Below are 26,075 nucleotides of genomic sequence, written 5' to 3'. Positions count from 1 at the left end.
GGCGGCGTGGAGAGTTCAGAGTTCGTACTCGCCGTTGCGGATGGCGGAGACGAGGTCACGCCACTCGCCGGGGGTGAGGTGGGCGACGGCGTCGGGCACGAGGGAGCTGCGGACGTAGACGGCCTCCGAGGTGATGGCCACCTCAGGGCAGCTCGCACCCTCGCCGCATGCCTCGGGGCGCTTCCAGCGAAGTATCTCCATGGCCCTAGATCTCTTTCTTGATGGCCCTGATGGCGTCGCGAGACTGGCTCTCGGTGAGCGATCCCTCGGTCATCCTGTCGATGATGTGGCGGTAGTTCTAGGACCCGGGCGGCGTGGAGAGTTCAGAGTTCGTACTCGCCGTTGCGGATGGCGGAGACGAGGTCACGCCACTCGCCGGGGGTGAGGTGGGCGACGGCGTCGGGCCGGAGGCTGCTGCGGACGTAGACGGCGTCGGGGGCGATGGCTACCTCCGGGCAGTTGCCCGCGTTGGAGCATGCACTCGGCCGGATCCAGGAGCGGTTCTTCATCGGCTATATCTCCTTCTTGATCTTCGCGATCAGATCGCGGGAGTCCTCAACCGAGAGAGACCTGGCAGTCATCTGTGCAACGACCGCGCGGTACTCCTCCAGATGCCCGGCCAGGTGGAGGAAGACGGGCCCCTCCATGGAGTCGTAACTGACGGTGTCGAGCCTGGGCACGGGCCCGTTCGCGTAGTAGATCGCCTGGCCGGGCCCCTTGAAGCCTCCAGCTGCGAAGCTGATCACTCGAAGCGTGACATGTGGCAGCTGGGACAACTCGACCATCCAGTCCAGTTGTTCCCGCGCGACGTCACGGCCGCCGAACTGCATGCGGAGAGCTGCCTCGTGGACGATCGCCGTGTAGGAGTGCGTGCCTTTCGCCATCAACATCTCGGATCGCCGCATCCGTTGCTCGACACGCGTCTCCACGATGCGCGGAGTCAGCGGGACCTGGCTGTCCTGGAAGATCGCGCGACTGTAGCGCTCCGACTGCATGGGGCCCGGCGGATGGCAGATCTGGTACGAGTACATGCCCTTCGCGTGGTGCTCGAACTCGCAGATGTCGAGGAAGCCCTGCGGAACGAAGCCCCGGTACTCGTCCCACCAACCCCTGCGCCTGTCCTCGGCCATGGCTGCGAGAGCCTCGACGTACGCGGCATCGGTCTCGCCGAAGGCTTCGGCGAGGGTGCGGACCCGCTCCGCCGTGATCGGGTAGTGCCCCTTCTCAACCTGAGTGATCTTCGTCCGATCGAGTCCGAAGACGGCTGCGGCCTGGGCAGTCGTTTGACGGGCGTCGTCGCGCATCTTCCGCAGCTCGATGCCCAACCGTTCCTGCCGGGCCGTCGGGGTGGTACGTGGTGGCATGGCCCAAGCATCTACGTCTGCCCGTGATTGGTCCAGCGGCCACAGGTGGACCATGTTTCCTGATCTGGTGGCACATGTGAGTCGCAATGCCCTACAGTCTGTGATGCACCGATTACCGAACGGATCGTCAGTAGCGCCGCTCGGGCACCGCAGAACACCCATGCCCAGTGGACTCGTTCACGGCGACGCATCCGCCGGTCTCACCCTTCCCCCTTCGGGAGACCCCTGTGCGCAACCTCAACTCCCCCTCCCTCACGCTCTCCCGCGAAGCCCTCCGCGACGCGATGACCCGCGCCGGCTGGGCGCCCCCGATCATCGCCGATGCCGAGCTCGCCCTCGTCGAACTCATCGTCAACGCCTGGCGCCACGGCGGGACCGCCGCCCCCGTCGTCCTCATCCTCTTCCTCGACAACACCCTGCGGGTCACCGTCGCGGACCGCTCCTCCGCCCTCCCCGAACAGCGAACGGCCTCCGCGCTCGCCGAATCCGGCCGGGGCCTCCAGCTCGTCGACGGTCTCACGCACCGCTGGGGCGTCGACCCGCAGACGCTCGGCAAGGCCGTCTGGTTCGAGCTGGACGGTGCCGCGTGAGCGCCCACCACCCGATCCACCCGGCCGATCCGGCGCTCCTCCACCTCACCGTCCGCGAGCTCACCGAACTCGTCGTCGAACTCCGGACCGAGGGGCGCGAGTTCGGTCTCCTCTGGCCGTCCGCCAGGGCCGGTGACGCCGATCTCCGCGGCCGCCGCCTGGTCTCCGTCGGCAGCATCCCGGCCAGCACCCTGATCAACCTCCTCGCACTCCTCCGCGAGTACAAGCGAAGCCGGGACGCGCCCCACTGATGCTCGGACTCCTGACGTTCGACCTCGTGGCCTTCAACCTCCTCGCCGCCCTTCTCGGTGCTCTCTGCGAGGCCCGGGCCGGTCGCCTCGACCGCTACCGGAAGTCCTCCGCGTGGTCACGGACCCAGGAGCGGAAGGTTCGTGAGGGCCGGCCGAGCACCCGTTCCACGGTGTCGGTGACCCGTTCGGGTTGGTGCGTGAACGACTCCCAGGCGCGCAGGCTGGAGTCCACGAAGGCGGCGTCGCCCCAGGCCGCGGTCAACTGCTCGCGGGCGGCCGCGGGGGCGAGCTCCTCCCAGCGCAGCTCGATGCCGAGTTCCTCGCCGATGAGCCGTACCAGCTCGGCGTGGGCGATCGACTCGGGACCGGTGACCACGTGCCGGGCACCGTCGTGGCCGTCCTCGGTGAGGGCCCGCACGGCGACGTCCGCGATGTCGCGTTCGTGGACGAGTGATCGGCGGGCCCGGCCGTAGGGCCAGCGGACGACTCCCTGCCGGACCTGGTCGGCCCAGCCGAGGGTGTTGCCGGCGAAGTCGATCGCGCGCACGAAGGTCCAGCGGACGCCCGACTTCCTGATCAGCCGCTCGATCTCCTGGTGGAAGATCACGGCCGGTTCGTCGTCGGCGAGGTCGGCCACGTCCGCCGAGAGGTACACGACCCGCTCGGCGTGCGAGGCGATCAGTTCGACCACCCGCGGTTCCACCGGGAGCCCCGGCCACATCAGGTAGACCCGGTCCACCCCGCGCAGCGCCGCCGCCAGCGTCTCCGGCGCCGACAGGTCACCCCGGACGGCCTCGACCCCCTCGGGCAGCGGGACCCTCCCGGGATCCCGCACCAGCGCCCTCACCCCGTACCCGCCCTCCGCCAGGGCGGACACCACGTGCCGCCCCACACTGCCGGTGGCGCCGATCACCAGAATCACGGTCATGCCGCACCCAACGCCCCTGCCGTCCGAACCATGCCGCCCGGGTCGCCCGGGTCGCCCGAGCCGACCGCCCGTCACGCCATGTGCGGGAAGGGCTGGTCGAACCGCCGGTGGGCCCCGCACGAGAAGTCGGCCGGGCCGACTTCACGCGCGGAGTCCGGGCGTCGGCCCGGTCGCGGGGTCAGAGAACCTCGATCTCCTGCGGGGTCACGCTGCGGGTGCATCCGTCCACGTCGACGGTGTAGCCCTTCGGGGGTTCAAGGGCGGTGGTCCACCAGAGGCCGGTGATCCGTCCGATCCGTCCGACGGCTTCGACGGCTTCGACGGCTTCGGCGGGCCCGCCTGGCCGCTCGGGCTCGTCGCGGATCCGCACCCGGGTGCCTTCGGGCAGGTCGCTGCGGTGGCGGGGCGGCATGCCGGGGTGCAGCCGCCCCAGGGAGGAGAGGAACTCCGGCCGCAGGCGCCAGGGGCTCCCGTCCTCGGTCTCCACCGAGTAGACCGGGCCGGGTCGGCCGTCGTGGTCGTCCCGTTCGACGAGGCACTCGACGACGACCCCCCGGGTGCCCAGCAGGTCCGGACCGAGGAAGCCCAGCTCGGGGACCGGCGGCTCCGGGGTGGTCAGCTCCACCATCTCGCCGTGCGCCAGCGTCGCCTCGGCGGGCCAGGGGGTCTCGTCCAGCGGCCACCGGTGCCCGGCCGTCATGTGTGCGCTCCTGTCCCCGGCCTCCGTGGATCAGTCCACGGTATCTCGGCCCCGAGGCTGCCGGCCGGGGCGGCCCTGGCAGGCCGGGCCCGCCCCGGCCTGCGGGGGTGGTCAACCCGCCACGCGCACCACGTACTTGCCCAGGGCGCGGCCCTGTTCCATGGCGTCGTGGGCGGCCGCGACGGAGTCCAGGCCGGGGAGTTCGGTGACGGGCAGGGCGAGGCCTCCGCCGGACATCAGGCCGAGCACCTTGCCGATCGCCCGGCCGAGCCGCTCGGGGGCGGTGGCGGCCAGTCCGCGGTGGCTGAAGCCGGTGACGGTGAGGTTGCCGGCCATCAGGCGGGCGAGCGGCGGCAGGTCGGCGACGGCGCCGCCGCCCGCGTTGCCGAACAGGACGATCCGGCCGCCGGGCGCGGCCACGTCGAGGTCGAGCTCCAGGGCGTCGGTGCCGAGCGGGTCGAGGACGAGGTCGACACCCCGGCCGCCGGCGGCGGCCCGGACGGCCTCGGCCAGGCCCTCGCCGCGGGCGAAGGCGGCGTCGTACCCGGCGGCGACGGCAGCCTCCGCCTTCTCCGGGCGCCCCACCGTGCCGATCAGCCGGCCGCCGCCGAGCAGCGGGACGAGCCGGGCGATCGCACTGCCGATGCCGCCGCCGGCGGAGTGCACCAGGACGGTGTCCCCGGCGGTGAACCGGCCCGCGTCGTCCAGCAGCAGCATCGCGGTGGCCAGGCCGAGCGGGACGGCGGCGGCCTCGGCGAGGGCGACCCCGTCCGGCACGGGTGCGGTGAGCGCCGCCTCGGCGAGGACCACCTCGGCCAGCCCGGCACCGACCGGTGCGGCGGCCACCCGGTCGCCCACGGCCAGACCGGTGACGCCCTCGCCGACCGCCCGGACGGTGCCCGACACCTCCTTGCCCGGCCGGTACGGCCAGTCGGCGGCGTAGGCGCTGTCGCCGCGCCGGGTCATCACGTCCACGAAGTTCAGGCCGGCGTAGGCCACGTCGACGGAGACCTGCCCGGGGCCGGGGAGCGGTGCCCCGACCTCCCGGATCTCCGTGTGCTCGGCTCCGCCGGGTGCGGTCATCACCAGTGCGCGCATGTCGGTCCCCCTCGACTACGATGTTCGACGAACGACGAAATTGTCGTGGGTCAGTGGTACCACGCCGTTTCGAGACCTGTCGAACATCGCAGATCAGAGAGGCTGGACCGTGCCCCGAAGCACCCGGCGCCGACCGGCGCTCGCCCACCCCGAAACCCAGGAGATCGACCTCCTCGACGTCCTGCACGCGCTCGCCGACCCGACCCGGATGACCATCGTGCGGGTCCTGCGCACCGAGCCCGAACGGGCCTGCGGCACCTTCCCGGTGGACGTCGCGCCCTCCACCCTCAGCCACCACTTCAAGGTGCTGCGCGAGTCCGGCGTGATCCGCCAGCGCGAGGAGGCCAACCGCCGGTTCTCCGCCCTTCGCGCCACCGACCTCGAACAGCGCTTCCCCGGACTCCTCGACACCGTCCTCGCCGCGTACGCGCGCACCGCCGCCGAGGCGTAGCCGGGGCTCGGTTCACCGCCTGGTCGGTGTCGGTGTCGGCGGAGGCGTCCGCGTCGGGGTCGTCGGCGCTGGTTCGGGCGTCGGGGCCGAGGGCGGGAACGTCCACCACGCCGCGAACGGCGTCCACAGGCAGACCAGCCCCGTACCCGCCGCGCCAGCCCGCGACCAGTGCCAGGCGCCACAGGCCCGACGGCAGTGCGGTCACCGCGGCGGCGTGCGCGGCGCCGCCGACTCCCCCGGGCGGGGGAGCGGCGCGTGCTCCGGAGTGCGGAGCGGCGGCCCGGTGGCCATGCGTCCGGTGGCCGGCAACCCGACCGTCGGTCCGGCGTCCGGTGGCCGGCAACCCGACCTTTGGTCCGGCGTCCGTCGGCCCGTCCGCCCGTCAGCCCGTCCGTCGGCCCGTCAGCGCAGGCGTGAGGAGGACAGGATCGACGCGAGGTGAGCCACCACCATGCCCCAGGTGATCACCGCGATGCCCGCGACCGTCGCCCGCGTCGCGTCCAGGTTGCCGAGCGCCGCGTCCACCACGGCCGCCGCCAGCAGGACCAGCGAGGCCTCGATGCCGTTCGTCACCCGGTGGATCTTGAACACGGAGGCGAGCCGGCGCGCGGTCGCGATGCCCTGCGACCGGGGCTGCGTGGACTCCTCGTCCGCCGGGGCCTGCCCGCTGCGGGCACGGGCCACGTCCACCAGGTCCGTCGAGGCCTTGAGGAGCACCACGCCCAGCGCCGCCGCCAGACCCACCGAGATCCACAGCTCCGAACCGCCGCGGGCCGCCCGGACCCCGGCGCCGATCATCAGCGCGGCGTCGGCCAGGTAGGCGCCCAGCCGGTCCACGTACACCCCGGCCATGCTGAACTGGCGCTTCCAGCGCGCCACCTCGCCGTCGACGCAGTCGAAGAGCAGGAACAGCTGGAACAGCACCGCGGCCAGCACGGCACCGGTCAGGCCCGGGATCAGCAGGGCCGCCCCGCCGCCGACCCCGCAGACCACCATCACCCAGGTCAGGGTGTTCGGCGACACCGAGGTCCGCACCAGTTGCCGGGTCGTCCGCAGCGAGAGGCGCCGCATGTACATCCGCCCCGCCCAGTGCTCACCGTTGCGGCTCTGCAGCTTGGCCTGCGGCTGGCACACCTCGCGCAGATCCGCGAGTGCCGGAGCAGCCACCATGACGACATCCCTCCACCTGTCCCGGAACGATCACCACAGGATCGATCACCACAGGCTAACGGCCCTCCGCGGACCGCTCCGACCGGCCCTTCCCCCGGCCGGCGCGGGCGAAAACCGGTGGGCCCGCGAACAGCCCGTGGATAGGCTGCGCGGGTTCGCCGGAACCGGAAGCGCCGGGCCCGATCACCCTCCCCCGCAAGCCGGTTGAGGCGGCCCGGAGCAGAACGAGGAGTGCTGATCATGGTGACCACGGGCGGCCTGCCGCAGAGCCCCGACCTGCCCCGACTGCTGGCCGACCACCTGCCCCAGGGCGCGGCGGAGACGGCCGACCACGAGCGGGTCCGCCGCCTCGTGGCGGCCGCCGGAGAGGGCGCCGGTGCCGCCGAGACCGGCGCGACCGGCACGACCGGCGCGGCGCCTGCCGCGGGCCTCTGGGACCGCAGCACCCCGCTCCACCTCACCGCCTCCGCGCTGATCGTCCACCCGCCCACCCGCCGCGTCCTGCTGCGCTGGCACGTCCGCCAGCAGGCCTGGCTGCAGATCGGCGGGCACGGCGACCCGGGGGAGACCGTCCCGCTGGACATCGCCCTGCGCGAGGGCCGCGAGGAGACCGGGCTCACCGACCTCGCGCCCTGGCCCGACGCCGCCCTCCTCCACCTCGTCGTCGTCCCCGTCGCGGCGTCCGCCACCGAACCGGCCCACCAGCACGCCGACCTGCGGTTCCTGCTCGCCACCGCCGAGCCGGACCGGGCCCGACCGGAGAACCCCGCCTCCCCGCTGGATTGGCTCACCCTCGCCGAGGCCCGGCAGCGGACCAGCGAGGAGAACCTGCGCGAGACCCTCGACCGGGCCGCCCGCCTGCTCGACGCGGCGCCCGCGCCCCGCGCCTGACCACCGCCCCGCGCCCGGCCGTCGGACCGCGCCCGGCCGTCGCCTCCGGCCCCCTCCCGCCCGTGTTCTCAGACCACGTCTTCAGACCCCGTTGGAGCAGACCCGATGCACACCGACCAGACCCTGATCTTCGACGCCGACGACACCCTCTGGGAGAACAACGTCCTCTTCGAGCGGGTCATCGACGGCTTCCTGGACTGGGTCGCCGCCCCGGCCGACCGGGACGGCGCCAGGGCCGTCCTCGACCGCATCGAGGCCGAGAACTCCGCGGCCCTCGGCTACGGCGCGACGGTGTTCCGGCAGAGCCTCGCCGACTGCGTGCGCGTCCTCAACGGCGACCGCGCCCTCACCGAGGCCGAGGACGCCCGGATCACCGAGCTCCTCACCCCGCTCACCGCCCGCGACGTCGAACTCATCGCCGGCGTCGCCACCACCGTCGCCGCCCTCGCCGACCGCCACCACCTGCTGCTGCTCACCAAGGGCGACCTCGACGAGCAGCAGCGGAAGGTGGCGGCCTCCACGATCGACCACCACTTCCGCGGCGTCCACATCGTGGCCGAGAAGTCCGTCGACACCTACCTGCAGCTCGTCGCCGACCTCGGCCTCGACCCCGACCGGACGTGGATGATCGGCAACTCGCCCAAGTCCGACATCGCCCCCGCCCGCGGGGCCGGGCTGCGGACCGTCTTCATCCCGCACGAGCACACCTGGGTGCTGGAGCACCAGGACCTCGGCCCGGACGAGGCCACCCTGCAGCTCAGGACCTTCCCCGAGCTGCTCGAGCACTTCTGACCGGCGGCGGCCGGCGGCGCCCGGGGCTACGGTGCCCGGCCGGGCACCCGGTGGCCGGCCGAACGGCTGGCCGACCGGGCGCCCCGCACCCCCGCGTCCCCCGGGCGTCAGAGCGCCAGCGCCGTCGCCGGCGCCGGCATACCGTCCCGGTGCAGCCAGGCCCGCTCCGCCGCCGACCAGACGCTCGTGGTCACCAGGTAGAGCGCGGCCGCCACCGGCACCAGCATCGCGAACAGCACCGAACCGAAGGACAGGTACGGCAGCAGGCCCGCCCCCGGCTGCGGGGTGGTCTGCGCCGCCGCCGCACGCCGCGCCCGGCGGAAGTTGACGTACCCGACGGCCGCCAGCCCGGCGTACAGCAGCCCGAACACCGCGAGCTGCCCGGCACCGTGCGCGCCCCCCACGTGCAGGCCGAGCGGCACGCCGAACAGGGTGTGGTCCAGCAGGCCGTTCGGGGTGGTGAAGAGCCGGTACATCACGGAGAAGAACGGGATCTGCACCAGCAGCGGCAGGCACCCGGCGAACGGCGAGGCCTGCTCCTCCCGGTACAGCTCGGCCAGCGCCTCCCGGAGCTTCTCCGGTCGGTCCTTGAACTTCTTGTTCAGCGCGGCGACCTTCGGCGCCAGCCGGGCACGGGACTTCTCCCCGCGCGCCGCGGCCCGCGCCAGCGGGTGCAGCGCCAGCCGGACGGCGACGGTGAACAGGACGATCGCCAGCGCGGTCGGCAGGACCTCGGCGAGTGCGGCGACGGCGGCGTGGGCGACGGCGACGGCCGGGTCGAGAACAGCGAGAACGGACATGGTGAAGCGAGCCCTCCGGGGTCTCAGAACATGAGTGATCGGCGGAGGACGGCCGCGTCGTACGGCGGAACGGAAGGACTACGCGGCCGCCGGGGCCGCACCCGGTGCCCTCGGGCGTCGCCTGCCCCGGGCATCCGGATCACGCTGCGGCAGGAAGGCCGTGCCGAACGCACGACGCCGCAACACCCCGCTGCGCACCGCGGCGGGCGCCCGCGCCCCGAGCAGCCGCGCCCCGGCCAGCGTCCCGGCGACCGCACCGGCCACCAGCACCACGGCCGCGACCGCCGCCACCGAGGCGAACGACCCGCCCTCGGTGACCAGCTCCCCGGTCAGCACCCGGAGCAGCCCGATCAACATCGCCACGATGCCCACGCGCCACTCCTCTCGATGCTCCGGACCCACCTGACGTACAGGAGCCCGATCCTACGGCCTGCACCCACCCGCCCGACAGCCGCTCGGGGAATCTCCCTCGCGGACACCCGCACCCGATCCGTGCCGTCCTGCCCGGGGAGGTGGGTCCGGGGTGTTCGGGGTGTAGCGAGTGGGGCTACGCGGGGCTACCTTGGGGAGCATGAAGACGATTACCCAGCGGGAGTTCCGGAACAACTCCGCCGCGGTGATGGACGCGGTGGAGGCGGGGGAGACCTTCCACATCACCAGGAACGGGGTCGAGGTCGCGGAGCTGCGGCCGGTGGCGGGGCGGCGGCGGCTCACGGCGGAGGAGCTGGTGGCGCGGCACGTGAAGCTGCCGCGGGTGGACTACCAGGAGATGCGCAAGGAGGCCGAGGAGTACTTCGGTCCGGAGGAGCTGGTGGGGGACGACGGCGACGACCCGTTCGAGCGGCCGCGTGGCTGAGCGCCGACGGGCGTCCCGGCGGCGGCCGGCCGGGGTGCTGGACACCTGCGTGTACATCGATCTGGCGCTGCTCTCCCCGGCGGACCTGCCGGCCGTGCCGGAGCTGACCGCGATCACCTTCGCCGAGCTGCAGCAGGGCGTGTCGATGGCGCGCGACCCGGTCAGCCGGGCGGCCCGGCTGGAGGTGCTGGGCGCGGCGATGGCCGACTTCGACCCGCTGCCGTTCGACGCGGCGGCCGCGGCCCGGTACGGGACGCTGGTGACCCTGACGATCGCCGCCGGGCGCCAGCCCCGGCCGCGACGGATCGATCTGATGATCGCCGCCGTCGCCTCCGCGCACGGCCTGCCGCTCTACACCCGCAACGTCGCCGACTTCCGGGGCCTGGGCTCGGCGGTCGAGGTCATCGGGGTGTGAGGGCCGCGACCCCGTCGCGTTCGACCCGGTCGGCCAGCGCCGCCGCGGCCAGCAGGGCCGGCCGCCGGCTCGGGGTGCGCCGCAGGACGAGGTTGCGCCCGCGGGTGCCGATGTCGGGGCCCGCGGCGGCGGCGACGGCCCAGCAGGGGCGGCCCGTCAGCCGCAGGAACGACCAGCGGACCGCGAAGTCCAAAAGGACGAGGAGGGCGAACGGGACGAGCAGGAGGAGTCCGTCCCCGCCGTCCGGCTGGACGTGCCGCAGCGGGTTGTAGTCGTTCAGCGGCCTGGTGGTGGCCCGGAAGCGGCCGAGCCACACCACCGCGATCCGCACCGGGACGCCGTCCGGCCCGGTCACGTCGAGGTGGCCGACCTGCCCGGCCCGTCTGCCCCGGGTCCAGGCCGCCCGTTCCGACTCCGCGGCGCGGGCGGCCTGGCGCTCGCGCTCCTGTGCCTGCCAGGCCTTCTGCTGCGCCTCGTGCCGGGCGTTCCAGGCGGCTTCCCGCTCCTGCTGCCCGGCCGACCAGGCCCGTTCGCGCTGCAGTCGTTCCTCGCCGCTGACCGGTCGCCCCCGCCGACTGTCCATCCGGCCACTCTAGGGTCCGCGGGGTGGGGGCGACAGTCTCGGGGACGTGCGGGGGCGACGGGCCCGGCGCGGGTTCAGTCCAGCCGGACGGTGGTGCCGGTGGCGGCGGAGGTGCGTGCGGCCTCCAGGACGGTCAGGGTGGCCACCGCGTCGTGCGGGTCGACCGGCGGCGGGGTGCCGGGGGAGGCCAGCGAGGCGGCGATGCCGGCGTAGTAGGCGGGGTAGTCGCCGGGGTCGGTGGGCAGGGTGATCAGGGACTCGTCGGTGCCGAGGGTGCCGTACTGCGCGGGCTGGTCGGCGCCCCAGGGCCGGCTGCCGTCCGGCCGGTGCCCCGCGCGCAGGTCGGCCTCCTGCGGGTCCATGCCGGGCTTTACGTACCCGGCGGTGTCGCCGAGGACGCGCAGCCGGGGGCCGATCAGCGGGGCGATGGCGCTGGTCCACAGGTGCGAGCGGGTGCCGGAGGCGTGGGTGAGGGCGAGGAAGGCGTCGTCGTCGACGACCGCGCCGTCCCGGCGGACGTCGATCTCCGCATACACGGTCTCGACCGGTCCGAACAGGGTGAGCGCCTGGTCGACGAGGTGGCTGCCGAGGTCGTACAGGGTGCCGCCGACCTCGGCCGGGTCGGCGAGTTCGCGCCAGCCGGGCTTGGGCTTGGGCCGGAAGCGCTCGAAGCGGGACTCGAAGCGGTGCACCCGGCCGAGCGCGCCGCCCCGCACGAGCCGGGCGGTGGTGAGGAAGTCGCCGTCCCAGCGCCGGTTCTGGAACACGGAGAGCAGGGTGCCGCGGGACTCGGCGAGGCGGCAGAGCTCCAGCGCCTCGGCGGCGGTGCCGGCCAGCGGCTTGTCGACGACGGTGGCGAGCCCGGCGCGCAGGGCGGCGCGGGCGAGCGGGGCGTGGGTGCGGTTGGGGGAGGCGATGACGACGAGGTCGAGCGCGTCCGGGTCGGCGAGCAGGTGTTCCGGGGTGTCCACGGCGCGGGCGCCGGGGTGTTCGCGCTGCAGCTGCTCGCGGCGCTCGGGGTTGGCGGTGACCACGGCGTCCAGGCGCAGCCCCGGGGTGGTGGCGATGAGCGGGGCGTGGAAGGCGGAACCGGCCAGGCCGTAGCCGATCAGGCCGACGCGGAACGGGCGGGAGGTCTCGGGGCTCATGGGGCCCACTCAATCATGAGGCGCCCGGTTGCTCCTGGTTTGCTGCGGGGCCACCCGCCCGGGCCGGTGGGTCACGCCGGAGGGGACGGCAGCGGGGACGGGGGCTGCGGCGGAGTTCCGCTGCGCGGGACGTGCTGCCGTCGGGCAGGCGTGCGGATTAGGCTGTGCCGCGTCAGGGCCCACCGCACGACGTTGCAACACTCGGGAGACACGCACGTGGCAGACCGCAAGCCCATCGAGTCCTGGCTGACCGACATGGACGGTGTCCTCATCCACGAGGGCACGCCGATCCCCGGGGCGGAGGAGTTCCTGCGCAGGCTGCGGGAGTCCGGCAAGCCGTTCCTGGTGCTCACCAACAACTCCATCTACACCCCGCGCGACCTCAGCGCCCGCCTGGCCGGCATGGGCCTGGAGGTGCCCGAGGAGTGCATCTGGACCTCCGCCCTGGCCACCGCCAAGTTCCTCAAGGGCCAGCGCCCCGGCGGCACCGCGTACGTGATCGGCGAGGCGGGCCTGACCACCGCGCTGTACCAGGCCGGCTACGTGCTGACCGACAACAACCCGGACTACGTCGTCCTCGGCGAGACCCGCACCTACAGCTTCGAGGCGCTCACCAAGGCGATCCGCCTGATCAACCAGGGCGCCCGGTTCATCTGCACCAACCCGGACGAGACCGGCCCCTCCACCGAGGGCGTGCTGCCGGCCACCGGTTCGGTCGCGGCGCTGATCACCAAGGCGACCGGCGTCGAGCCGTACTTCGTCGGCAAGCCCAACCCGCTGATGATGCGGGAGGCGCTGAACACCGCGGGCGCCCACTCCGAGACGGCCGTGATGATCGGCGACCGGATGGACACCGACATCGTCGCGGGCATGGAGGCGGGCATGGAGACCATCCTTGTCCTCACCGGTCTCACCGCCGCCGCCGACGTGGAGCGCTTCCCGTACCGGCCGACCCGGGTGGTCAAGTCGATCGCGGACCTGGTCGACCTGGTCTAGCCTCTGCGGTGCTGTCGTGGGCCCCGTTCCGGCCGGTCGCCGGGGCGGGGCCCGCTTCGTACCTGGGGAGAGGCAACGGCGGGATGAGTGCGACGGGGGACGTCGGAGCGGTGGTTGCCGCGGCAGGGGACGTCAGGGCGGTCGACGTCGGAACGGTGGACGTCGGAACGGTGGACGTCGGGGCGGTGGACGTCGGGGCGGTGGACGTCGGAACGCCGGACGGCGGCGCGGCGGGAGGCGGCGGGGCGGCCGAGGAGAAGCGGGTCACCTGGGCCGAGCTCTACTTCGACCTGGTCTTCGTCTTCGCGATCACCCAGGTCTCCGGGCTGCTGCACCACCACCACGACGGGGCCGGCCTCGTCCGGGCGCTCGTGGTGTTCGTGCCGGTCTACTGGTGCTGGGTGGGCACCACGGTGCAGGCCAACATCCGGGACGTGGACAACCCGCGGGACCGCCTCGGCATCCTGTCGGTGGGGCTGGCCGGCCTGTTCATGGCGCTGGCCGTCCCGGGCGCGTACGGCGGCCGGGGCGTGCTGCTCGGCCTCGGGTACTGGCTGGCCAGGGTGGTGCTGCTGCTCCTGCTGATCCGGGTGCCGGGGGTCTGGCGCGGCCCGTACGGCGCGGGCGTGCTGGTCAGCGGACCGCTGCTGGTGCTGGGCGGGTTGCTGCCGGACGGCCCGCGGCTGGGGCTGTGGGCGGCGGCGGCGTTCTGCGACCTCGCGGCCCCGCTGGTGTTCCGGCGGCGGCTGGCCGCGGTGGCCTACCACCCCTCGCACATGCCCGAGCGGTTCGCGCTGTTCCTGCTGGTGGCGCTCGGCGAGTCGATCGTCGGGATCGGCGGGACGGCGGCCGGCGCGCGGCTGGACGCGGCCGAACTGGTCGTCGTGGCGGCCGCGTTCACCATCTCGGCGGGCCTGTGGTGGCAGTACTTCGTCTACGCGGCGGACGCGATGCGGCACGCCGTCGAGGTCGCCGACTCCCGGCGCGACGTCATCCGGCGGATCTTCCAGTACGGGCACCTGGCGCTGGTCGCCGGGGTGATCGGGGTGGCGGTCGGCTTCGGGGAGACGGTCGCGGACCCGTGGCGGGCGCTCGGCCCGGGAGCGGTGGCGTTGCTGTACGGCGGATGCGGGCTCTACCTGCTGACCTTCGGGTACACCCGCTGGATGATGTTCCGGCAGGTGGCGAGCACCCGGATCGGCGCCGCGGCGCTGGTGCTGGGGCTGGCGCCCGCGATGGTGCGGCTGCCGGCGCTGGCGGTGCTGGTGACGTTGGCGGTGCTGCTGGTGGGGCTCAACGTGCTGGAGCACGTGCGGGTGGCGCGGGCGGCCGCCGCGGCCGCTCCGGCTCCGGGGGAGTGAGTTGTCGGTGGGGCTGTGTAGCGTTCGGGGTGAAAGAGGGCGTGCGGCGCAACAGCCGCGGTGTGGGAGGTGGATGTCGTGACGGACACTGTCGAGGCGGGCGTCGTCGAGGCCGGTGCGGGCGGCGGGCTGGAGCTGCCCGAGTCCTGGCGCGCGGTGCTGGGTGCCGAGACGGAGAAGCCGTACTTCGGCGAGCTGGCGGCCTTCGTGGCGGCCCAGCGCGCGGAGCACGAGGTGTTCCCGCCGAGCGGCCAGGAGTTCGCCGCGCTGGAGGCCACCCCGTACGACAAGGTCCGGGTGCTCGTCCTCGGCCAGGACCCGTACCACGACAACGGCCAGGCGCACGGCATGAGCTTCTCGGTGCTGCCCGGCACCAGGACGCCGCCGTCGCTGCGCAACATCTTCAAGGAGCTGGACGCCGACCTCGGCATCCCCGCCCCGGACAACGGCTACCTGATGCACTGGGCCGAGCAGGGCGTGCTGCTGCTCAACGCGGTGCTCACGGTGCGCGCGCACGAGGCCAACTCGCACAAGGCCAAGGGCTGGGAGAAGTTCACCGACGCCGTGATCAAGGCGGTGAGCGAGCGCGAGGAGCCGGTGGTCTTCGTGCTGTGGGGGAACTACGCGAAGAAGAAGCTGCCGCTGATCGACACCTCCAAGCACGTGGTGGTGCAGGGCGCGCACCCGTCGCCGCTGTCGGCCAAGCTGTTCTTCGGGAGCCGGCCGTTCTCGCAGATCAACGCGGCGCTGGACGGCTTCGGCGGCGAGCCGATCGACTGGCAGGTGCCCGACCTCAAGCAGGGCTGAGCGCCCGGGGGTTGAGCGCCCGAGGGCGTTCGGGCTCGAACGCCGGGGGCGTCGGGGTGGGGCCCCCGGCGGCGTCGGGGTGGCTCGGCGGACGGTCCGGGCGGGCGGTCGCCCGCTGGCCGCTCCACGGCCACCCTCCGTTCACCGGGCGTGGCGGGCGGTCGGTACCCGGTGTGCTTAGCTGGTGCCGACCGGTCGCCGGACCGGCTCTGGGGAGGGGCGGAACGTGCGCCGGGTGGGACGGGTAGGGGCATTCCGACGGGTCGCGGGGGCGGCCCTGGTGGGACTGTTGGTGGGGGCCGCGGCAGGCTGCGGCGGTTCGACCGGGGGGTCGGGGGGATCGACCGGCCGGACGCCCGGCGCCGCGCCGACCGCCGTGCCCACCGCCCCGAGCCCGGGTGCCGCGAGCGGGGGTGCCGGTACGGGAGGTGCGGGAGGCATCGGCCCCGGCGGGCTCGCCCAACTCCCCGGCCAGGCCTTCTACGTGTCCGACCGGACCAACGCCGCCCGCCAGGTGACCGCCCTGCGCGGCCAGGGCCGGACGGCGGAGGCCGACACCCTGCTGCGGATCGCCGCCCAGCCCTCCGCGCAGTGGCTCGGCGAGCAGGGCGCCAGGGAGATCGCCGAACAGGTCAGCAAGCGTGCCGCCGAAGCCGACCGGACGGCCGTCTTCGTCGCCTACAACATCCCGCACCGTGACTGCGGCCTCTACTCGGCCGGCGGCGCCACCGACGCCGCGGCCTACCGGGCCTGGATCAGCGGCGTCGCGGAGGCCCTCGGCGACCGCAGGGCCTGGGTGGTGCTGGAGCCGGACGCCGTCGCGCACACCCTCGACACCTGTGGGATCAAGGGCGACGTCGCGGCCGAGCGCTACGGTCTGCTGGCCTTCGCCGTCCAGGAGTTGAAGAAGCGCCCACAGGTGCGGGTCTACCTGGACGCGGGCAACCCCGGCTGGTCACAGGACCCGGCCGAACTGTCCACCGCCCTGCGCAAGTCCGGGATCGCCGCGGCCGACGGGTTCGCCGTGAACGTCGCCAACTTCTACGCCACCGACCGGAACGCGGCGTACGGCGCCCAGCTCTCCGCCGCCCTCGGCGGCAAACCCTTCGTGATCGACACCAGCCGCAACGGCAACGGCCCGCTGGGCGGCGACGCCTGGTGCAACCCGCCGGGCCGCGCGCTCGGCGAACGGCCGTCCGCCGACACCGGCCGGCCCGGGGTCGACGCCTACCTGTGGATCAAGAACCCTGGGGAGTCCGACGGCGAGTGCGGGCGCGGCGAGCCCCGGGCGGGCGAGTTCTGGCTGCCCTACGCGCTGGGTCTGGCGCAGGCCGCGCCCTGACGGGCCGGGCGGTGGCGGCCTCCCGCTGAGGGGGCGGCTGCCGACGGGCCGGGCGGCGAGGGACCGCCCAGGGCTCGCCGGTTCGGGTTCGGGCCCTCCGGGGGGGGCGAGCCGGCGAGGCCTTGGCCGTCGAGGGCCCCGGTCAGCGCGTCACCTGGATCCAGCGGGCGACCGACGGCGTGCCGGCGGTGTCCGTCACGAAGAGCATGTACCAGCCGGGTGGCAGCAGGTCGGGGTTGGCGGGGAGGGTGAGGGCGAGGCCGTCGGCCGTGCGCGCGCCGATGTCCAGGGCCACCGACCGCTGCTCGACGTCGGTCACGTGGGTGACGGAGCTGGGCCGGATCAGCTTGGCGGTGGTGACCGCCTCCGGCCGGGTGCTGCCGATCCGGACGGTGCCGCCGAGCTTCGCCCGCTCCGGCGCGGCGCCGACCTGCGGACGCTCGCCGCGGAACAGGTAGGGCGGCGTGTACACCTCGATGCGCTGCTCGAAACCGCCCGGGGTGGTCTCGGCCTTGTCCGCGAACAGGGGGTTCGAGCCGAGCACGGCCACCCGGCCGTCCGGCAGCAGCAGCGCCTCGGAGTGGTAGTCGCGGCCGACGGTGGGCTCGGCCGCGGCCGTGAAGGTGTTGCTGTCCGGGTGGTACACCTGCGCCCTGAGCAGGTCGCTGCCGCCCCGGCCGCGGTACCCGCTGGAGCCGCCGGTGGTGAGGACGGTGTCGTCCGGGAGGATCACGCTGTTGAGGTAGCGGGTGCCGCCGGCCGGCAGGTCCGGGCCCGGGGTGAAGGCGGGTGTGGCGGCGGACAGGTCGGCGATGTCGGTGCGCGCGGTGGACGACGGGGACTCGCCGACGCCCCCGCCGCCGAGCACCATCACCTTCTGCGCCTGCGCGGGCGGCAGCAGCACCGAGGAGGACGTCTCGGTGAGGTCCGGGTCGCGCAGGCCGGGGACGGGCTGGAAGCCGTTGGTGGCGAGGTCCCAGACCCCGGGCTCGCGGCCCTTGTCGGCCGGGCCGTAGCCGGCGTTGGAGCCGGAGTAGAAGAGCTTGCCGGCGGCGGTCAGGAAGATCGACGGGTACGTCGGGAAGTAGCGGTCCGGGCCCTTGGACCAGGTCCTGCTCCCCGGGTCGTAGATCTCGTTGTCGTTGCCGTTGAGGATCTCCCCGGTGTCGTCCAGGCCGGAGACGGTGAGCACCCGGCCGTCGCCGAGTCCGGTGAGCGTCGGGTACCAGCGGGCCGAGGCCATGTCGGTGACCTGCTCGTAGAGCTCGGTGTCCGGGTTGAACTCGAAGGCCGAGCGGATGCCCTGGTACTCCTGCTTGTCCAGGGTCAGCTTGGCGCTCTGCCCGTACAGGTCGTGCGCGTCGGCCCCGTCCAGGCCCTTGATCCGGTACTGGGCGGGGGAGCCGGCGACCCAGTCGGGGCCCTCGCCGACCGCCTCGACGAACACGTGCTGCTCGCCGGCGGTGACGACGGTCTGCCGGCCGGAGCCGCTCTTCACCGCGGCCGGGACGGTCACCGGGGCGGTGGAGGTGTACTCGCGTCCGTTCGGGCCGACGAAGACGGTGCCCCTGGGGAACGTCCGGGCGCCGGCCGGGCTCTCGTTGCGCACCCGCATGACGCCGGCCGCCCGCTTCACCGCGCCCACCAGCTTCTCGTACCGCTGGGTGCCGCCGGCGAGCAGCAGCCGACCGTCCGGCAGGGAGGCGTGGCCGCCGCAGAACATGTCGGCGGGGGTGGGCACCAGCTTGTAGGTGTTGTCGGCGGGGTTCCAGAGCAGGCTCCGGAAGGTGCCCGCGTCGAAGTGCTTCTCGTCGTTGCCCGAGCCGGCCACGATGAGCACCTTGCCGGTGCGCAGCAGGGAGGCGTGGACGGCGTTGACCCGGAACCCGGCGGGCAGGGTGAGGGTCTGCCAGTGCCCGTACTCCGCCTTGTACTCGGGGCGGTTGATCACGTACTGGTGGTACTGGTGGGTGGCGAACCCGAGGACGGCCGGCGCGTTCATCCCGGCGACGGCCAGGGCCACGGTGCTGCCGAGGGCGAAGCGCTTGGTCCGGCCGGTCTTGTGGATCTTCACGGTGGTTGGTCCCCTCGGGAAGCTCTGCCTGGTCTGCTCGGTCGTCCTGGTCTTCGTGGTCTTCGTGGTCGTCTCGGGCTGGTCGGGCTGGTCGGGCTGCCGGCTCCGTCGGTTCCGGCGGGTTCCGACCGGGTTCTGCCGGGGCGGGTTCAGCGCCCGGTGGTGCTCCCCCTCCGGTCCGGCGCGGCCCGGGGGAACGGTGCCGGCGGGGGGAACAGCGCGGGCGGGCCCCCTTCCGGGCCGCCGCCCCCCGGCCGGCGGGCGTGCCGGGGGCGGCGCTTCTCCAGCAGCACCTTCGGTGTCGCCGCAGGGCCGCCGGTGACGGTGAGGGTGGCCGTGGGGCGGGTGCGACGGCGGCGGACGGCGTCACCGGCCAGCACCAGCACCGGCAGCAGGGTCAGGAGCAGGGCGATCCAGGCCCAGGTGCGCATCGCGACGTGGTCGTGCCCGGTGACGAAGGAGGCGGCGATCGCCCCGCCGAACACCAGTGCCCAGAAGAGGTGGAAGCGGAAGGTGCCGACCCGGTCCGTACTGGCCGAACGGCCCTTCGGCGTCACCACGAACCGGCTGCGCCGCCGCAGCAGCGCCTGCACCAGGGAGGCGGCGTAGACCGGGCCGCAGAGCGCCGACATCAGCATGCCCGCCACCCCGGAGGAACCGGCCGGCTCGTGCGGGCTCACGTTGTGCTTGCGGTTCCAGGTGTAGAGCAGCAGCTGGAGGGCGGCGGCGTCGCTGTACAGCATCATCCAGATCTCGGAGGACACGTGCACGCCCGAGGCGCCGAACACCAGGTAGAGGACGCTGGACGCACCGCCGAGCAGCCAGGTGAGCGCCGCCATCGGGTAGAAGCCCACCATCAGCGAGTAGTTGAGCAGACGGCCGGGCGACAGCTGCCAGAGCACCCGCCAGTACCGGGTGAGCAGGGTCTCGTAGGTGCCGCGGCTCCAGCGGAGTTGCTGGGAGAAGAAGTCGGTCCAGGAGGACGGGCCCTCGCCGACCGCGAGCACGTCCGGCGTGTACACGGACTTCCAGCGTTCACCGGTCCCGGGGTTCCGGCTCCGGTGGAACTCCAGGCCGGTCGCCATGTCCTCCGTGACGGAGTCGGACAGTCCGCCGATCGACTGGAGCGCACAGATCCTGACGGCGTTGTTGGTGCCGACGAACATGGGCGCGCCGTACCGGTTCCCGGCGCGCTGGACGAGGGCGTGGAAGAGGTACTGCTGGCTCTCGGAGAACCTGGTGACGGCCGATCCCGAGCTCCGGTAGTTCCCGTACACCTGGGGGCCGACCACGAACGCCACGTCCGGGTCGCGGAAGTAGCCGAGCATCCGCTCGCAGAAGTCGGGCAGCGGGGCGTGGTCGGTGTCGACCGAGACCCAGAAGTCGTAGTCGTCGCCGTGCGCCTGCAGCCAGGCGTTGTAGTTGCCGTGCTTGGTGTGGGCGCGGAACCGGCCCTCGGGCCGGTTCCAGTGCGGTTGGCCGGACCGGCTGAAGTGGCGCACGCCCAGCTCGGCGCAGAGGGCCCGCATCGCCGGGTCGTTCCCCTCGTCCAGCAGCCACAGGTCGTACGGTCCGTCGTGCCGCACGGCGCGCGCCGCGACGAGCGTGGCCCGGACCATCTCCGGCGGCTCCTTGCCCGGCACGCAGGTGGTCAGGAAGGCGACCCGGGTGCCCGGTTGCGGTGTCACCGGCACCGGGTCGCGGGCGACCAGGGTCGCGTGGGTGTTGGAGACCACGTTGACCAGCCGGAAGAGCTCGACCACGGCGATGATCCCGATCATCACCCTGTCGCCGAGCAGCACCAGCGTGTCCGTCTCGCCGGGGCGCTCGGGCCAGTGCTCCGGCAGGAGCAGCCAGACCAGCAGCACGGCCTCCACCAACGGGGCCGCCACCAGCAGCAGCACCGCGCGGACCCGGTGCGGCTCGCGGCGCAACAGGCTGCGGTACTGCACCCGGTAGGGGGCGGGGGCGGTCGGCTCCGCCGTGCGGTCCGGAGGCAGGTCCCCGGGGAGGTCCCCGGGCAGGTCCGCGAGCCGCGCCCCGGGGGGAGCGCCGTGGTCCGGCCCGTGGGGGGCGGGCTCGGGCCAGTGGGGAACGGACTCGGGCCGGTAGACGCCACCGCCGAGGTCGTCTTCCTCGTCCGGGTCGTGGGCCGGGCCGGCGAGCCGGCTGAAGTGGCCGTAGTCGTAGGGGGCTTCGGGAGCCGGGACGGAGGCCAGTTCCTCGTCGAGCCGCCGTCGGGCGCCCCGCCCGCGGGCCGTTCCGGCATCCCTCTGCCGTGCGAACGGCGTGGTCATCGTCAGCTCCCCCCAGCGGGGCCGGCCGTGTCGGCGGGCCTGTTGGTGCGTGTCCGGAACGGGAGTATGCGACCTGCCGCGTCGTGCTGCGCCCCGGTGCGCCGGCGGTCGCGTTCGGCGGGGCCGGTCCGCGCCCCCCGGAGCCTTGCTGCGCTCCGTGTCCCGCTCTGTGCTTGGTTACGCCCTGCTGCGTCGTGCTTCGTCCTGCTGCGTCGTGCTGCGCCCGAAACCCGGTCCGGTGGAAGTCCGCCGGGTGAACTGCGGCGTTCCGGGCCGATCTCCGGCCGCCACGCGCGCCATGCGTCCGCGCGCCGAGCGTCCCCGGGTCAGCTGTCCGCGGGTCATGCGGCCGCGGGTCGTCTGTCCGCGGGTCATGCGTCCGCGAGCGGAATTCGTCGAGCGCCTGCAGGGGAGTCCACGTGCGGATCCCGTGACGCGTCCCGGCTTCCCCTCCCGGGTGCGGGATCCACTGCGCCCCAACTCTCCCGGAGCGCAACCGTGATCGCAACCGATCCGGGGGATGAGCGCCGTGCCCGGGTGAGGATCCCACGGTTCTCGGCCATTCCGGGCCTCGCCGGTGCCGATGCGGTGAATCCGGCGTGTGCGCCGGCACGAGGGGCGGCCGGCGGTGCTACGGGCCGGGCGAACGGCCGGAGCACCGCGAGGCGTCCGGCCGTCCCGTCGGGCTCTCCTGTTCCTCGTTCCGCTTCTCCGTTCCCCTTCTCCGCTCGGGCTCGCCGTGCCGGTGCCCCGGCAGCCTCAGAGCGGGGGCAGCAGGGTCGCGGCCGTCGCGGCCCTGACCGCCGCGAACTCCACACCCGGGGCGGTCTCCACCAGCCGCAGCCCGTCCGGGGTCACGTCGATCACGGCCAGATCGGTCACGATGCGGTCCACCACCGCCCGCCCGGTGGCGGGGAGCGAGAGCTCCTCGACGATCTTCGGAGACCCGTCCCGGGCGGTGTGCTCCATCACGACGATCAGTCGGCGGGCGCCGTGCACGAGGTCCATCGCGCCGCCCATGCCCTTGACCATCCGGCCGGGGATCGTCCAGTTGGCGAGGTCGCCGCCGGCCGACACCTGCATCGCGCCGAGCACCGAGACGTCGATCCGGCCGGCCCGGACCATGCCGAAGGAGAAGGCCGAGTCGAAGTACGAGGCACCGGGGGCGACCGTCACCGTCTCCTTCCCGGCGTTGACCAGGTCGGCGTGCTCGGCGCCCCCGACCGGGTACGGCCCCACGCCCAGGACGCCGTTCTCCGAGTGCAGCACCACCTGGACGCCCGGCGGGAGGTGACCGGGGATCAGGGTGGGCAGGCCGATGCCCAGGTTCACGTACTGTCCGTCGCGCAGCTCCCGGGCGGCGCGGGCCGCCAGGGCGTTGCGCGCGTCGAGGACGGGCGGCGGCCCCGCGGGGCCGGCCGGTCCGGCGTTCGCCGGGGAGGGCGCGGCCGGTTCGGGGCGGACGGTCCGGCGCTCGATGCGGCGGTCCCCGGGGTCGGCGGCCACCACCCGGTCCACGTGGACCCCGGGCAGGTGCACGGCGTCCGGGGCGAGCTCGCCCGGTTCGACGATCCGGTCGGCCTCGACCACGGTGATCCGGCCGGCCGCCGCGCACAGCGGGTTGAAGTTGCGGGCGGCCGCGTGGAACACGCAGTTGCCGTGCCGGTCCGCCACCTCGGCCCGGATCAGTGCGAAGTCGGCCGTGATCGCCTCCTCCAGCAGGTACCGGCGACCGCCGAACTCCCGGACCTCCTTGGCCGGGGAGGCCAGGGCCACCGAGCCGTCCGCCGCGTAGCGCCAGGGCAGCCCGCCCTCCTCGACCTGGGTGCCCACACCGGCGGGGGTGTAGAAGGCGGGGACGCCGGCGCCGCCCGCCCTCAGCCGTTCGGCCAGGGTGCCCTGCGGGGTCAGCTCCACCTCCAGCTCACCGGCCAGGTACTGCCGGGCGAACTCCTTGTTCTCGCCGACGTAGGAGGAGGTCATCCGGGCGATCCGGCCCGCCCGCAGCAGCAGGCCCAGCCCCCAGTCGTCCACTCCGCAGTTGTTGGAGACCACGCGCAGGCCGGTGGTGCCGGTGTCCACCAGGGCGCCGATCAGCGTGCTCGGGATGCCGCAGAGGCCGAAGCCGCCGACGGCCAGCACCGCGCCGTCGGGGATGTCCCCGACGGCGTCGGCGGGGGAGTCCAGGACCTTGTCCAAGGGATCACCTCGTGAGGAGTGGGAGAGGGAGGAAGGGGTCGCTCCGGGGGGAGGTGGTGGTGCGCGTCGGAGGGGGTAGGGGAGACGGAGCGGCACCCTGAGGGGAGGGACGCGCAGCCGCGACGGGCCGGGTGGCCGGCCGTGCCCGGTCGGCCGACGTGCCGCCTCCACCGTCACCGGGCGCGGGCCGCCGCAGCCATGGCCGCCGCCGCCATGCCCGGGTGCCGGGGCGTGGCGCGCGGCCACACCCCGGCACCCGGGGAGCCGCGCGGACCGGGCGGTATGGCGGCCGCAGCCACATCGCGGTGGGCCGATGCGTCGCCCGGTCACATGTCGCCCGGCCCACCGCACACCTACGGTTCCGGCATCCAGCCGCCGCACCCCCAGGAGTCGGCCACCATGCGCAGCTCGACAGCACCCACCGGGACCGCCTCCGGTGCCCGCCCGGGTGCGGGCCCGACCGGTGGCCCCGCCCGGCGGCTCGCCGTCCTCGCGGTGGTCCACCTGCTGCCCGGCGGCCTCGCCCGTCGTCCGGGGCGCGTCCGCGCCGCCCGGTTCGCCCGCCCGGTCCGGACGCCGACCGGTGTCCGGCCCGCCCGCCCCTTCGGAGGTACCCCCGCATGAGCCAGTCCCCCCTGCACCCGGAGGAGGCGGCCGTCCCCGTGCCCGGCGGTGAGCTGGCGGTGCTGCGCTGGCCGGCCGACCGCCCGGACGCCCCGACCGTCGTGGCGGTGCACGGCATCACCGCCAACGGCCTCGCCTGGTACGAGGTCGCCCGCCGGCTCGCCGGGCGGGTCACCCTGCTCGCGCCCGACCTGCGGGGGCGCGGTGGAAGCCGGGCGGTCGCCGGGCCGTACGGGCTGGCCCGGCACGCCGACGACGTGGCCGCGGTGATCTCGGCGCTCGGCGCGGGGCCCGTCACCGTGGTCGGCCACTCGATGGGGGCCTGGGTCACCGCCCTGGCCGCGGTGCGGCATCCGGACCTCGTCCGCCGGGTGCTGCTGGTGGACGGTGCGCTGACCTTCCCGCTGCCGGAGGGCGTCCGCGAGGAGGACGCCCTGGCCGCGGTACTCGGCCCGGCCCTGGCGCGGCTGTCGATGACCTTCCCGGACCGGGCCGCCTACCGGGAGTTCTGGCAGCGCCACCCGGCCTTCGGGAAGGTCTGGTCGGCGGAGCTCGACGCCTACACCGGGCGCGACCTGGTCGGGGTGGAGCCCGACCTCCGCTCATCCTGCGTGCTGGAGGCCGTGCAGGCCGACGGCGCCCAGGTGCTGCTGGACCGGGAGGCGGCGGCCGCCGTGCACCGGCTTTCCTGCCCGGCCGAACTCATCTGGGCCGAGCGCGGTCTGCTCGACGAGCCGCAGGGGCTCTACGACCACCGGCGGATCGGGCTCGCCGGGCTCGATCCGGCCCGGGTGCCCGCCTCGCCGGTGCCGGGCACCAATCACTACTCGATCCTCTGGGGCGAGCGGGGGGCCGAGCGCATCGTCCGCGGCCTGCTCGCGGACGCCGGCGTCGGGTGACCGACCGGGCGGCACCGGCCCGGTCGCCGCAACGGGTGCCCGCCGACGGGGCCGCCGGCGCCCGGGTCGGCCGTCCGGCCGGGACTCAGCCCGCCGCGCCGAGGAACGTCTCCCAGCCCCCGGCCGGCGCCTGGCCGACGTTGAGGGTGCGCAGCTTGCGCAGGGTGGACTGGTCCTGGACCTCGAGCCATTCGACGAGCTGCCGGAAGGAGACCAGCCGGACGTCCGGCTTGCCTGCGATCGTCTTGAGGGTCTCCTCGACGGCGTCCATGTAGATGCCGCCGTTCCACTGCTCGAAGTGGTTCCCGATGAAGAACGGTGCGCGGTTGCTGTTGTAGGCGCGGTCGAAGCCGGCGAGGTAGGCGTCCTTGGCCTGGGTGCGCCAGTCGTTGTACTTGGCCGGGTCGCCCTTGGTGCTGCCGGCGGACTGGTTGGCCAGGATGTTGTAGTCCATCGAGAGCACCTGGAAGGTGTGCCCGGGGAACGGGATGGACTGCAGCGGGAAGTCCCAGACCTTGCCGTCCTGCACCTTCTGCGGCCATATCTGGAGGCCACCGGAGGAGCTGGCGTCGTACTTCCAGCCCAGCTTCGCGGCCGTGGGCAGCAGTGCCTTCTGGCCCTCCAGGCAGGGGGTGCGGCCGCCGATGAGCTCCTTCTTGTAGTCGAAGGGGAGCGGGTCGACGTCGGTGAAGCCGGTGTTGGTCCGCCACTGGGTGACGAAGCCGATCGCCTGGTCGATCTCGCTCTGCCAGTCGTCGGGGGTCCACATGTTGACCCCGTTCTTGTCGGGGCGGCTGGAGCAGAAGTGCCCGTTGAAGTGGGTGCCGATCTCGTGCCCGGCCAGCCAGGCCTGGCTGACGAGCTTGAGCGTGGCCTTGACCGCGCCGTCCGACAGGTACGGGATGTCGGAGGCCCCCACCGAGTGCTTCGGCGGGTGGTACAGGTCGGCCTTGCCCTTGGGCAGGGCGTATATACCGGAGAGGAAGAAGGTCATGGTGGCCTTGTACTGCTCCGCCAGCTTGAGGAAGCGGGGGAACTGGCCGTCGTCGGTGCCGCCCGCGCCGTCCCAGGAGAAGACCACGAACTGCGGGGGCCGCTCGCCGGGCTTGAGCTTCTCGGGCTTGGGCTGGTTCGGCTGCGGACCGGTGTCGGCGGTGGAGCCGTCACCGATCGGGGTGCCCTTGGGGACGGTGGTCCTGGTCGGGTCGGCGGTGTCGGCCGAGGTGGTGCCCGGGCTGCCGCCGGCACCGGGGGAGGACGTGGAGCCGTGGCTCGAACCGGATCCGCCGCTGGAACAGGCCGCGACCGCGCCGAGGGCCGCGGTCGCAGCGGTCGCACTGAGCACCGTCCTGCGCGAGATGCTGGTCATGGTCTCCCCTGGGTGCCGATGCCGGTGGTGAGGGCGGGTCGGGTCCGCAGCCGGTCAAATCGGGCAATTG

The 26,075-nt window shown here is 73.8% G+C and carries 28 protein-coding genes and 1 pseudogene; 13 read left to right on the top strand and 16 right to left on the bottom strand.

Annotation, left to right across the window (positions count from 1 at the left end; all coding sequences use genetic code 11):
* Positions 1-15 precede the first annotated feature (15 nt).
* The 3 genes from ACIRS1_RS17905 to ACIRS1_RS17895 all read right to left on the bottom strand — a co-directional run bounded on the left by ACIRS1_RS17905 (position 16) and on the right by ACIRS1_RS17895 (position 1,364).
* Positions 16-201 carry a DUF397 domain-containing protein gene (locus ACIRS1_RS17905; RefSeq protein WP_387901459.1) on the bottom strand — a complete coding sequence of 62 codons (186 nt, stop codon included), beginning with the start codon at positions 199-201 and terminating at the stop codon, positions 16-18.
* A 122-nt stretch (positions 202-323) separates the two neighbouring features.
* Positions 324-509 (bottom strand): DUF397 domain-containing protein, encoded by a 186-nt coding sequence (locus ACIRS1_RS17900; protein WP_402840643.1) that lies wholly within the window; start codon positions 507-509, stop codon positions 324-326.
* A 3-nt stretch (positions 510-512) separates the two neighbouring features.
* Complete coding sequence (locus tag ACIRS1_RS17895) at positions 513-1,364, bottom strand: DUF5753 domain-containing protein (protein ID WP_402840640.1); 852 nt, start codon at positions 1,362-1,364, stop codon at positions 513-515.
* A gap of 227 nt (positions 1,365-1,591) precedes the next feature.
* Between ACIRS1_RS17895 and ACIRS1_RS17890 the strand changes: the two genes are divergently transcribed.
* Positions 1,592-1,954, top strand: a complete 363-nt coding sequence (locus ACIRS1_RS17890) for an ATP-binding protein (RefSeq protein ID WP_387901454.1) — start codon at positions 1,592-1,594, stop codon at positions 1,952-1,954.
* A complete protein-coding gene (locus ACIRS1_RS17885; RefSeq protein WP_360209435.1) occupies positions 1,951-2,205 on the top strand; it encodes a hypothetical protein in 255 nt (84 codons plus the stop codon). Before ACIRS1_RS17890 ends, ACIRS1_RS17885 begins: the two co-directional genes overlap by 4 nt.
* Before the next feature lie 94 nt (positions 2,206-2,299).
* Here the strand turns inward: ACIRS1_RS17885 and ACIRS1_RS17880 are convergent, their stop codons facing one another.
* From ACIRS1_RS17880 to ACIRS1_RS17870, 3 genes are all read right to left on the bottom strand, one after another.
* Positions 2,300-3,133 (bottom strand): NmrA family NAD(P)-binding protein, encoded by an 834-nt coding sequence (locus ACIRS1_RS17880; RefSeq protein ID WP_402840635.1) that lies wholly within the window; start codon positions 3,131-3,133, stop codon positions 2,300-2,302.
* A gap of 178 nt (positions 3,134-3,311) precedes the next feature.
* Entirely contained in the window at positions 3,312-3,833 is a 522-nt protein-coding gene (locus ACIRS1_RS17875; RefSeq protein ID WP_402840632.1) for a hypothetical protein, read from the bottom strand.
* 111 nt (positions 3,834-3,944) lie between these two features.
* A complete protein-coding gene (locus tag ACIRS1_RS17870) occupies positions 3,945-4,931 on the bottom strand; it encodes a zinc-binding alcohol dehydrogenase family protein (protein ID WP_396317420.1) in 987 nt (328 codons plus the stop codon).
* Between the two features lie 109 nt (positions 4,932-5,040).
* On the opposite strand from ACIRS1_RS17870, the gene ACIRS1_RS17865 reads away from it, so the two are divergent.
* Positions 5,041-5,382 carry an ArsR/SmtB family transcription factor gene (locus tag ACIRS1_RS17865; RefSeq protein WP_402840629.1) on the top strand — a complete coding sequence of 114 codons (342 nt, stop codon included), beginning with the start codon at positions 5,041-5,043 and terminating at the stop codon, positions 5,380-5,382.
* Positions 5,383-5,784: 402 nt separating this feature from the next.
* Here the strand turns inward: ACIRS1_RS17865 and ACIRS1_RS17860 are convergent, their stop codons facing one another.
* A complete protein-coding gene (locus tag ACIRS1_RS17860) occupies positions 5,785-6,552 on the bottom strand; it encodes a CDP-alcohol phosphatidyltransferase family protein (RefSeq protein WP_360209418.1) in 768 nt (255 codons plus the stop codon).
* Positions 6,553-6,792: 240 nt separating this feature from the next.
* Between ACIRS1_RS17860 and ACIRS1_RS17855 the strand changes: the two genes are divergently transcribed.
* Both ACIRS1_RS17855 and ACIRS1_RS17850 read left to right on the top strand, forming a co-directional pair.
* Positions 6,793-7,443, top strand: a complete 651-nt coding sequence (locus ACIRS1_RS17855; protein WP_402840626.1) for an NUDIX hydrolase — start codon at positions 6,793-6,795, stop codon at positions 7,441-7,443.
* Positions 7,444-7,548: 105 nt separating this feature from the next.
* Positions 7,549-8,235, top strand: a complete 687-nt coding sequence (locus ACIRS1_RS17850) for an HAD family hydrolase (protein WP_402840623.1) — start codon at positions 7,549-7,551, stop codon at positions 8,233-8,235.
* Between the two features lie 107 nt (positions 8,236-8,342).
* On the opposite strand, the gene ACIRS1_RS17845 is transcribed toward ACIRS1_RS17850, so the two are convergent.
* Together ACIRS1_RS17845 and ACIRS1_RS17840 are read right to left on the bottom strand one after the other, a co-directional pair.
* Positions 8,343-9,035 (bottom strand): YidC/Oxa1 family membrane protein insertase, encoded by a 693-nt coding sequence (locus tag ACIRS1_RS17845; protein ID WP_402840621.1) that lies wholly within the window; start codon positions 9,033-9,035, stop codon positions 8,343-8,345.
* A gap of 78 nt (positions 9,036-9,113) precedes the next feature.
* Positions 9,114-9,407 (bottom strand): DUF6412 domain-containing protein, encoded by a 294-nt coding sequence (locus ACIRS1_RS17840; RefSeq protein ID WP_360209408.1) that lies wholly within the window; start codon positions 9,405-9,407, stop codon positions 9,114-9,116.
* 199 nt (positions 9,408-9,606) lie between these two features.
* Here ACIRS1_RS17840 and ACIRS1_RS17835 point away from each other — a divergent pair, with 199 nt between their 5' ends.
* Together ACIRS1_RS17835 and ACIRS1_RS17830 are read left to right on the top strand one after the other, a co-directional pair.
* Positions 9,607-9,891 carry a type II toxin-antitoxin system prevent-host-death family antitoxin gene (locus ACIRS1_RS17835; protein ID WP_360209406.1) on the top strand — a complete coding sequence of 95 codons (285 nt, stop codon included), beginning with the start codon at positions 9,607-9,609 and terminating at the stop codon, positions 9,889-9,891.
* The gene (locus ACIRS1_RS17830; protein WP_033333624.1) at positions 9,884-10,306 is read left to right on the top strand and encodes a type II toxin-antitoxin system VapC family toxin; all 423 of its coding nucleotides are present in this window, start codon (positions 9,884-9,886) and stop codon (positions 10,304-10,306) included. Before ACIRS1_RS17835 ends, ACIRS1_RS17830 begins: the two co-directional genes overlap by 8 nt.
* Here ACIRS1_RS17830 and ACIRS1_RS17825 read toward each other — a convergent pair.
* The gene (locus ACIRS1_RS17825; RefSeq protein WP_402840616.1) at positions 10,293-10,889 is read right to left on the bottom strand and encodes a hypothetical protein; all 597 of its coding nucleotides are present in this window, start codon (positions 10,887-10,889) and stop codon (positions 10,293-10,295) included. The two genes, ACIRS1_RS17830 and ACIRS1_RS17825, sit on opposite strands and share 14 nt — an antisense overlap.
* Positions 10,890-10,963: 74 nt before the next feature.
* Positions 10,964-12,037, bottom strand: a complete 1,074-nt coding sequence (locus tag ACIRS1_RS17820; RefSeq protein WP_402840614.1) for a Gfo/Idh/MocA family oxidoreductase — start codon at positions 12,035-12,037, stop codon at positions 10,964-10,966.
* Positions 12,038-12,253: 216 nt separating this feature from the next.
* On the opposite strand from ACIRS1_RS17820, the gene ACIRS1_RS17815 reads away from it, so the two are divergent.
* The 4 genes from ACIRS1_RS17815 (at position 12,254) to ACIRS1_RS17800 (ending at position 16,543) form a co-directional block, all read left to right on the top strand.
* On the top strand, positions 12,254-13,033 hold the full coding sequence (locus ACIRS1_RS17815) for an HAD-IIA family hydrolase (RefSeq protein WP_360209399.1): 780 nt from the start codon (positions 12,254-12,256) through the stop codon (positions 13,031-13,033).
* A gap of 155 nt (positions 13,034-13,188) precedes the next feature.
* Positions 13,189-14,394 (top strand): low temperature requirement protein A, encoded by a 1,206-nt coding sequence (locus ACIRS1_RS17810; protein WP_402840611.1) that lies wholly within the window; start codon positions 13,189-13,191, stop codon positions 14,392-14,394.
* A gap of 78 nt (positions 14,395-14,472) precedes the next feature.
* Positions 14,473-15,201, top strand: a complete 729-nt coding sequence (locus tag ACIRS1_RS17805; RefSeq protein ID WP_387901423.1) for a uracil-DNA glycosylase — start codon at positions 14,473-14,475, stop codon at positions 15,199-15,201.
* Between the two features lie 376 nt (positions 15,202-15,577).
* The gene (locus tag ACIRS1_RS17800) at positions 15,578-16,543 is read left to right on the top strand and encodes a glycoside hydrolase family 6 protein (protein WP_402840608.1); all 966 of its coding nucleotides are present in this window, start codon (positions 15,578-15,580) and stop codon (positions 16,541-16,543) included.
* 142 nt (positions 16,544-16,685) lie between these two features.
* On the opposite strand, the gene ACIRS1_RS17795 is transcribed toward ACIRS1_RS17800, so the two are convergent.
* From ACIRS1_RS17795 to ACIRS1_RS17780, 4 genes and pseudogenes are all read right to left on the bottom strand, one after another.
* Positions 16,686-18,617, bottom strand: a complete 1,932-nt coding sequence (locus tag ACIRS1_RS17795; protein WP_402840605.1) for a galactose oxidase-like domain-containing protein — start codon at positions 18,615-18,617, stop codon at positions 16,686-16,688.
* A gap of 149 nt (positions 18,618-18,766) precedes the next feature.
* Positions 18,767-20,914 carry a glycosyltransferase family 2 protein gene (locus ACIRS1_RS17790; RefSeq protein ID WP_402840602.1) on the bottom strand — a complete coding sequence of 716 codons (2,148 nt, stop codon included), beginning with the start codon at positions 20,912-20,914 and terminating at the stop codon, positions 18,767-18,769.
* A gap of 759 nt (positions 20,915-21,673) precedes the next feature.
* On the bottom strand, positions 21,674-22,288 hold the full coding sequence (locus tag ACIRS1_RS17785; RefSeq protein WP_360209523.1) for a 3-oxoacid CoA-transferase subunit B: 615 nt from the start codon (positions 22,286-22,288) through the stop codon (positions 21,674-21,676).
* Positions 22,289-22,357: 69 nt separating this feature from the next.
* Positions 22,358-23,113: pseudogene (locus ACIRS1_RS17780) on the bottom strand (CoA transferase subunit A); the annotation flags it as partial.
* Between the two features lie 399 nt (positions 23,114-23,512).
* Here ACIRS1_RS17780 and ACIRS1_RS17775 point away from each other — a divergent pair.
* Positions 23,513-23,737 carry a hypothetical protein gene (locus tag ACIRS1_RS17775; protein ID WP_402840599.1) on the top strand — a complete coding sequence of 75 codons (225 nt, stop codon included), beginning with the start codon at positions 23,513-23,515 and terminating at the stop codon, positions 23,735-23,737.
* Positions 23,734-24,636 carry an alpha/beta fold hydrolase gene (locus tag ACIRS1_RS17770; RefSeq protein WP_402840596.1) on the top strand — a complete coding sequence of 301 codons (903 nt, stop codon included), beginning with the start codon at positions 23,734-23,736 and terminating at the stop codon, positions 24,634-24,636. Before ACIRS1_RS17775 ends, ACIRS1_RS17770 begins: the two co-directional genes overlap by 4 nt.
* 85 nt (positions 24,637-24,721) lie before the next feature.
* On the opposite strand, the gene ACIRS1_RS17765 is transcribed toward ACIRS1_RS17770, so the two are convergent.
* Entirely contained in the window at positions 24,722-26,005 is a 1,284-nt protein-coding gene (locus tag ACIRS1_RS17765; RefSeq protein WP_360209382.1) for a hypothetical protein, read from the bottom strand.
* Positions 26,006-26,075: the final 70 nt, after the last annotated feature.

The organism is Kitasatospora sp. NPDC101176, from assembly GCF_044768035.1.
GTDB lineage: Bacteria > Actinomycetota > Actinomycetes > Streptomycetales > Streptomycetaceae > Kitasatospora.
The sequence above is the reverse complement of the archived record's forward strand: the minus strand, read 5'-3'. Positions and strand labels throughout refer to the sequence as shown.

Bases quoted from the DNA above. Each gene is read 5' to 3' on its own strand.
- ACIRS1_RS17820 (WP_402840614.1), bottom strand. From the start codon at position 12,037: ATGAGCCCCGAGACCTCCCGCCCGTTCCGCGTCGGCCTGATCGGCTAC.
- ACIRS1_RS17790 (WP_402840602.1), bottom strand. From the start codon at position 20,914: ATGACCACGCCGTTCGCACGGCAGAGGGATGCCGGAACGGCCCGCGGG.
- ACIRS1_RS17770 (WP_402840596.1), top strand. From the start codon at position 23,734: ATGAGCCAGTCCCCCCTGCACCCGGAGGAGGCGGCCGTCCCCGTGCCC.
- ACIRS1_RS17850 (WP_402840623.1), top strand. From the start codon at position 7,549: ATGCACACCGACCAGACCCTGATCTTCGACGCCGACGACACCCTCTGG.
- ACIRS1_RS17835 (WP_360209406.1), top strand. From the start codon at position 9,607: ATGAAGACGATTACCCAGCGGGAGTTCCGGAACAACTCCGCCGCGGTG.
- ACIRS1_RS17845 (WP_402840621.1), bottom strand. From the start codon at position 9,035: ATGTCCGTTCTCGCTGTTCTCGACCCGGCCGTCGCCGTCGCCCACGCC.
- ACIRS1_RS17895 (WP_402840640.1), bottom strand. From the start codon at position 1,364: ATGCCACCACGTACCACCCCGACGGCCCGGCAGGAACGGTTGGGCATC.
- ACIRS1_RS17860 (WP_360209418.1), bottom strand. From the start codon at position 6,552: ATGGTGGCTGCTCCGGCACTCGCGGATCTGCGCGAGGTGTGCCAGCCG.
- ACIRS1_RS17870 (WP_396317420.1), bottom strand. From the start codon at position 4,931: ATGCGCGCACTGGTGATGACCGCACCCGGCGGAGCCGAGCACACGGAG.
- ACIRS1_RS17855 (WP_402840626.1), top strand. From the start codon at position 6,793: ATGGTGACCACGGGCGGCCTGCCGCAGAGCCCCGACCTGCCCCGACTG.
- ACIRS1_RS17905 (WP_387901459.1), bottom strand. From the start codon at position 201: ATGGAGATACTTCGCTGGAAGCGCCCCGAGGCATGCGGCGAGGGTGCG.
- ACIRS1_RS17825 (WP_402840616.1), bottom strand. From the start codon at position 10,889: ATGGACAGTCGGCGGGGGCGACCGGTCAGCGGCGAGGAACGACTGCAG.
- ACIRS1_RS17775 (WP_402840599.1), top strand. From the start codon at position 23,513: ATGCGCAGCTCGACAGCACCCACCGGGACCGCCTCCGGTGCCCGCCCG.
- ACIRS1_RS17875 (WP_402840632.1), bottom strand. From the start codon at position 3,833: ATGACGGCCGGGCACCGGTGGCCGCTGGACGAGACCCCCTGGCCCGCC.
- ACIRS1_RS17880 (WP_402840635.1), bottom strand. From the start codon at position 3,133: ATGACCGTGATTCTGGTGATCGGCGCCACCGGCAGTGTGGGGCGGCAC.
- ACIRS1_RS17765 (WP_360209382.1), bottom strand. From the start codon at position 26,005: ATGACCAGCATCTCGCGCAGGACGGTGCTCAGTGCGACCGCTGCGACC.
- ACIRS1_RS17900 (WP_402840643.1), bottom strand. From the start codon at position 509: ATGAAGAACCGCTCCTGGATCCGGCCGAGTGCATGCTCCAACGCGGGC.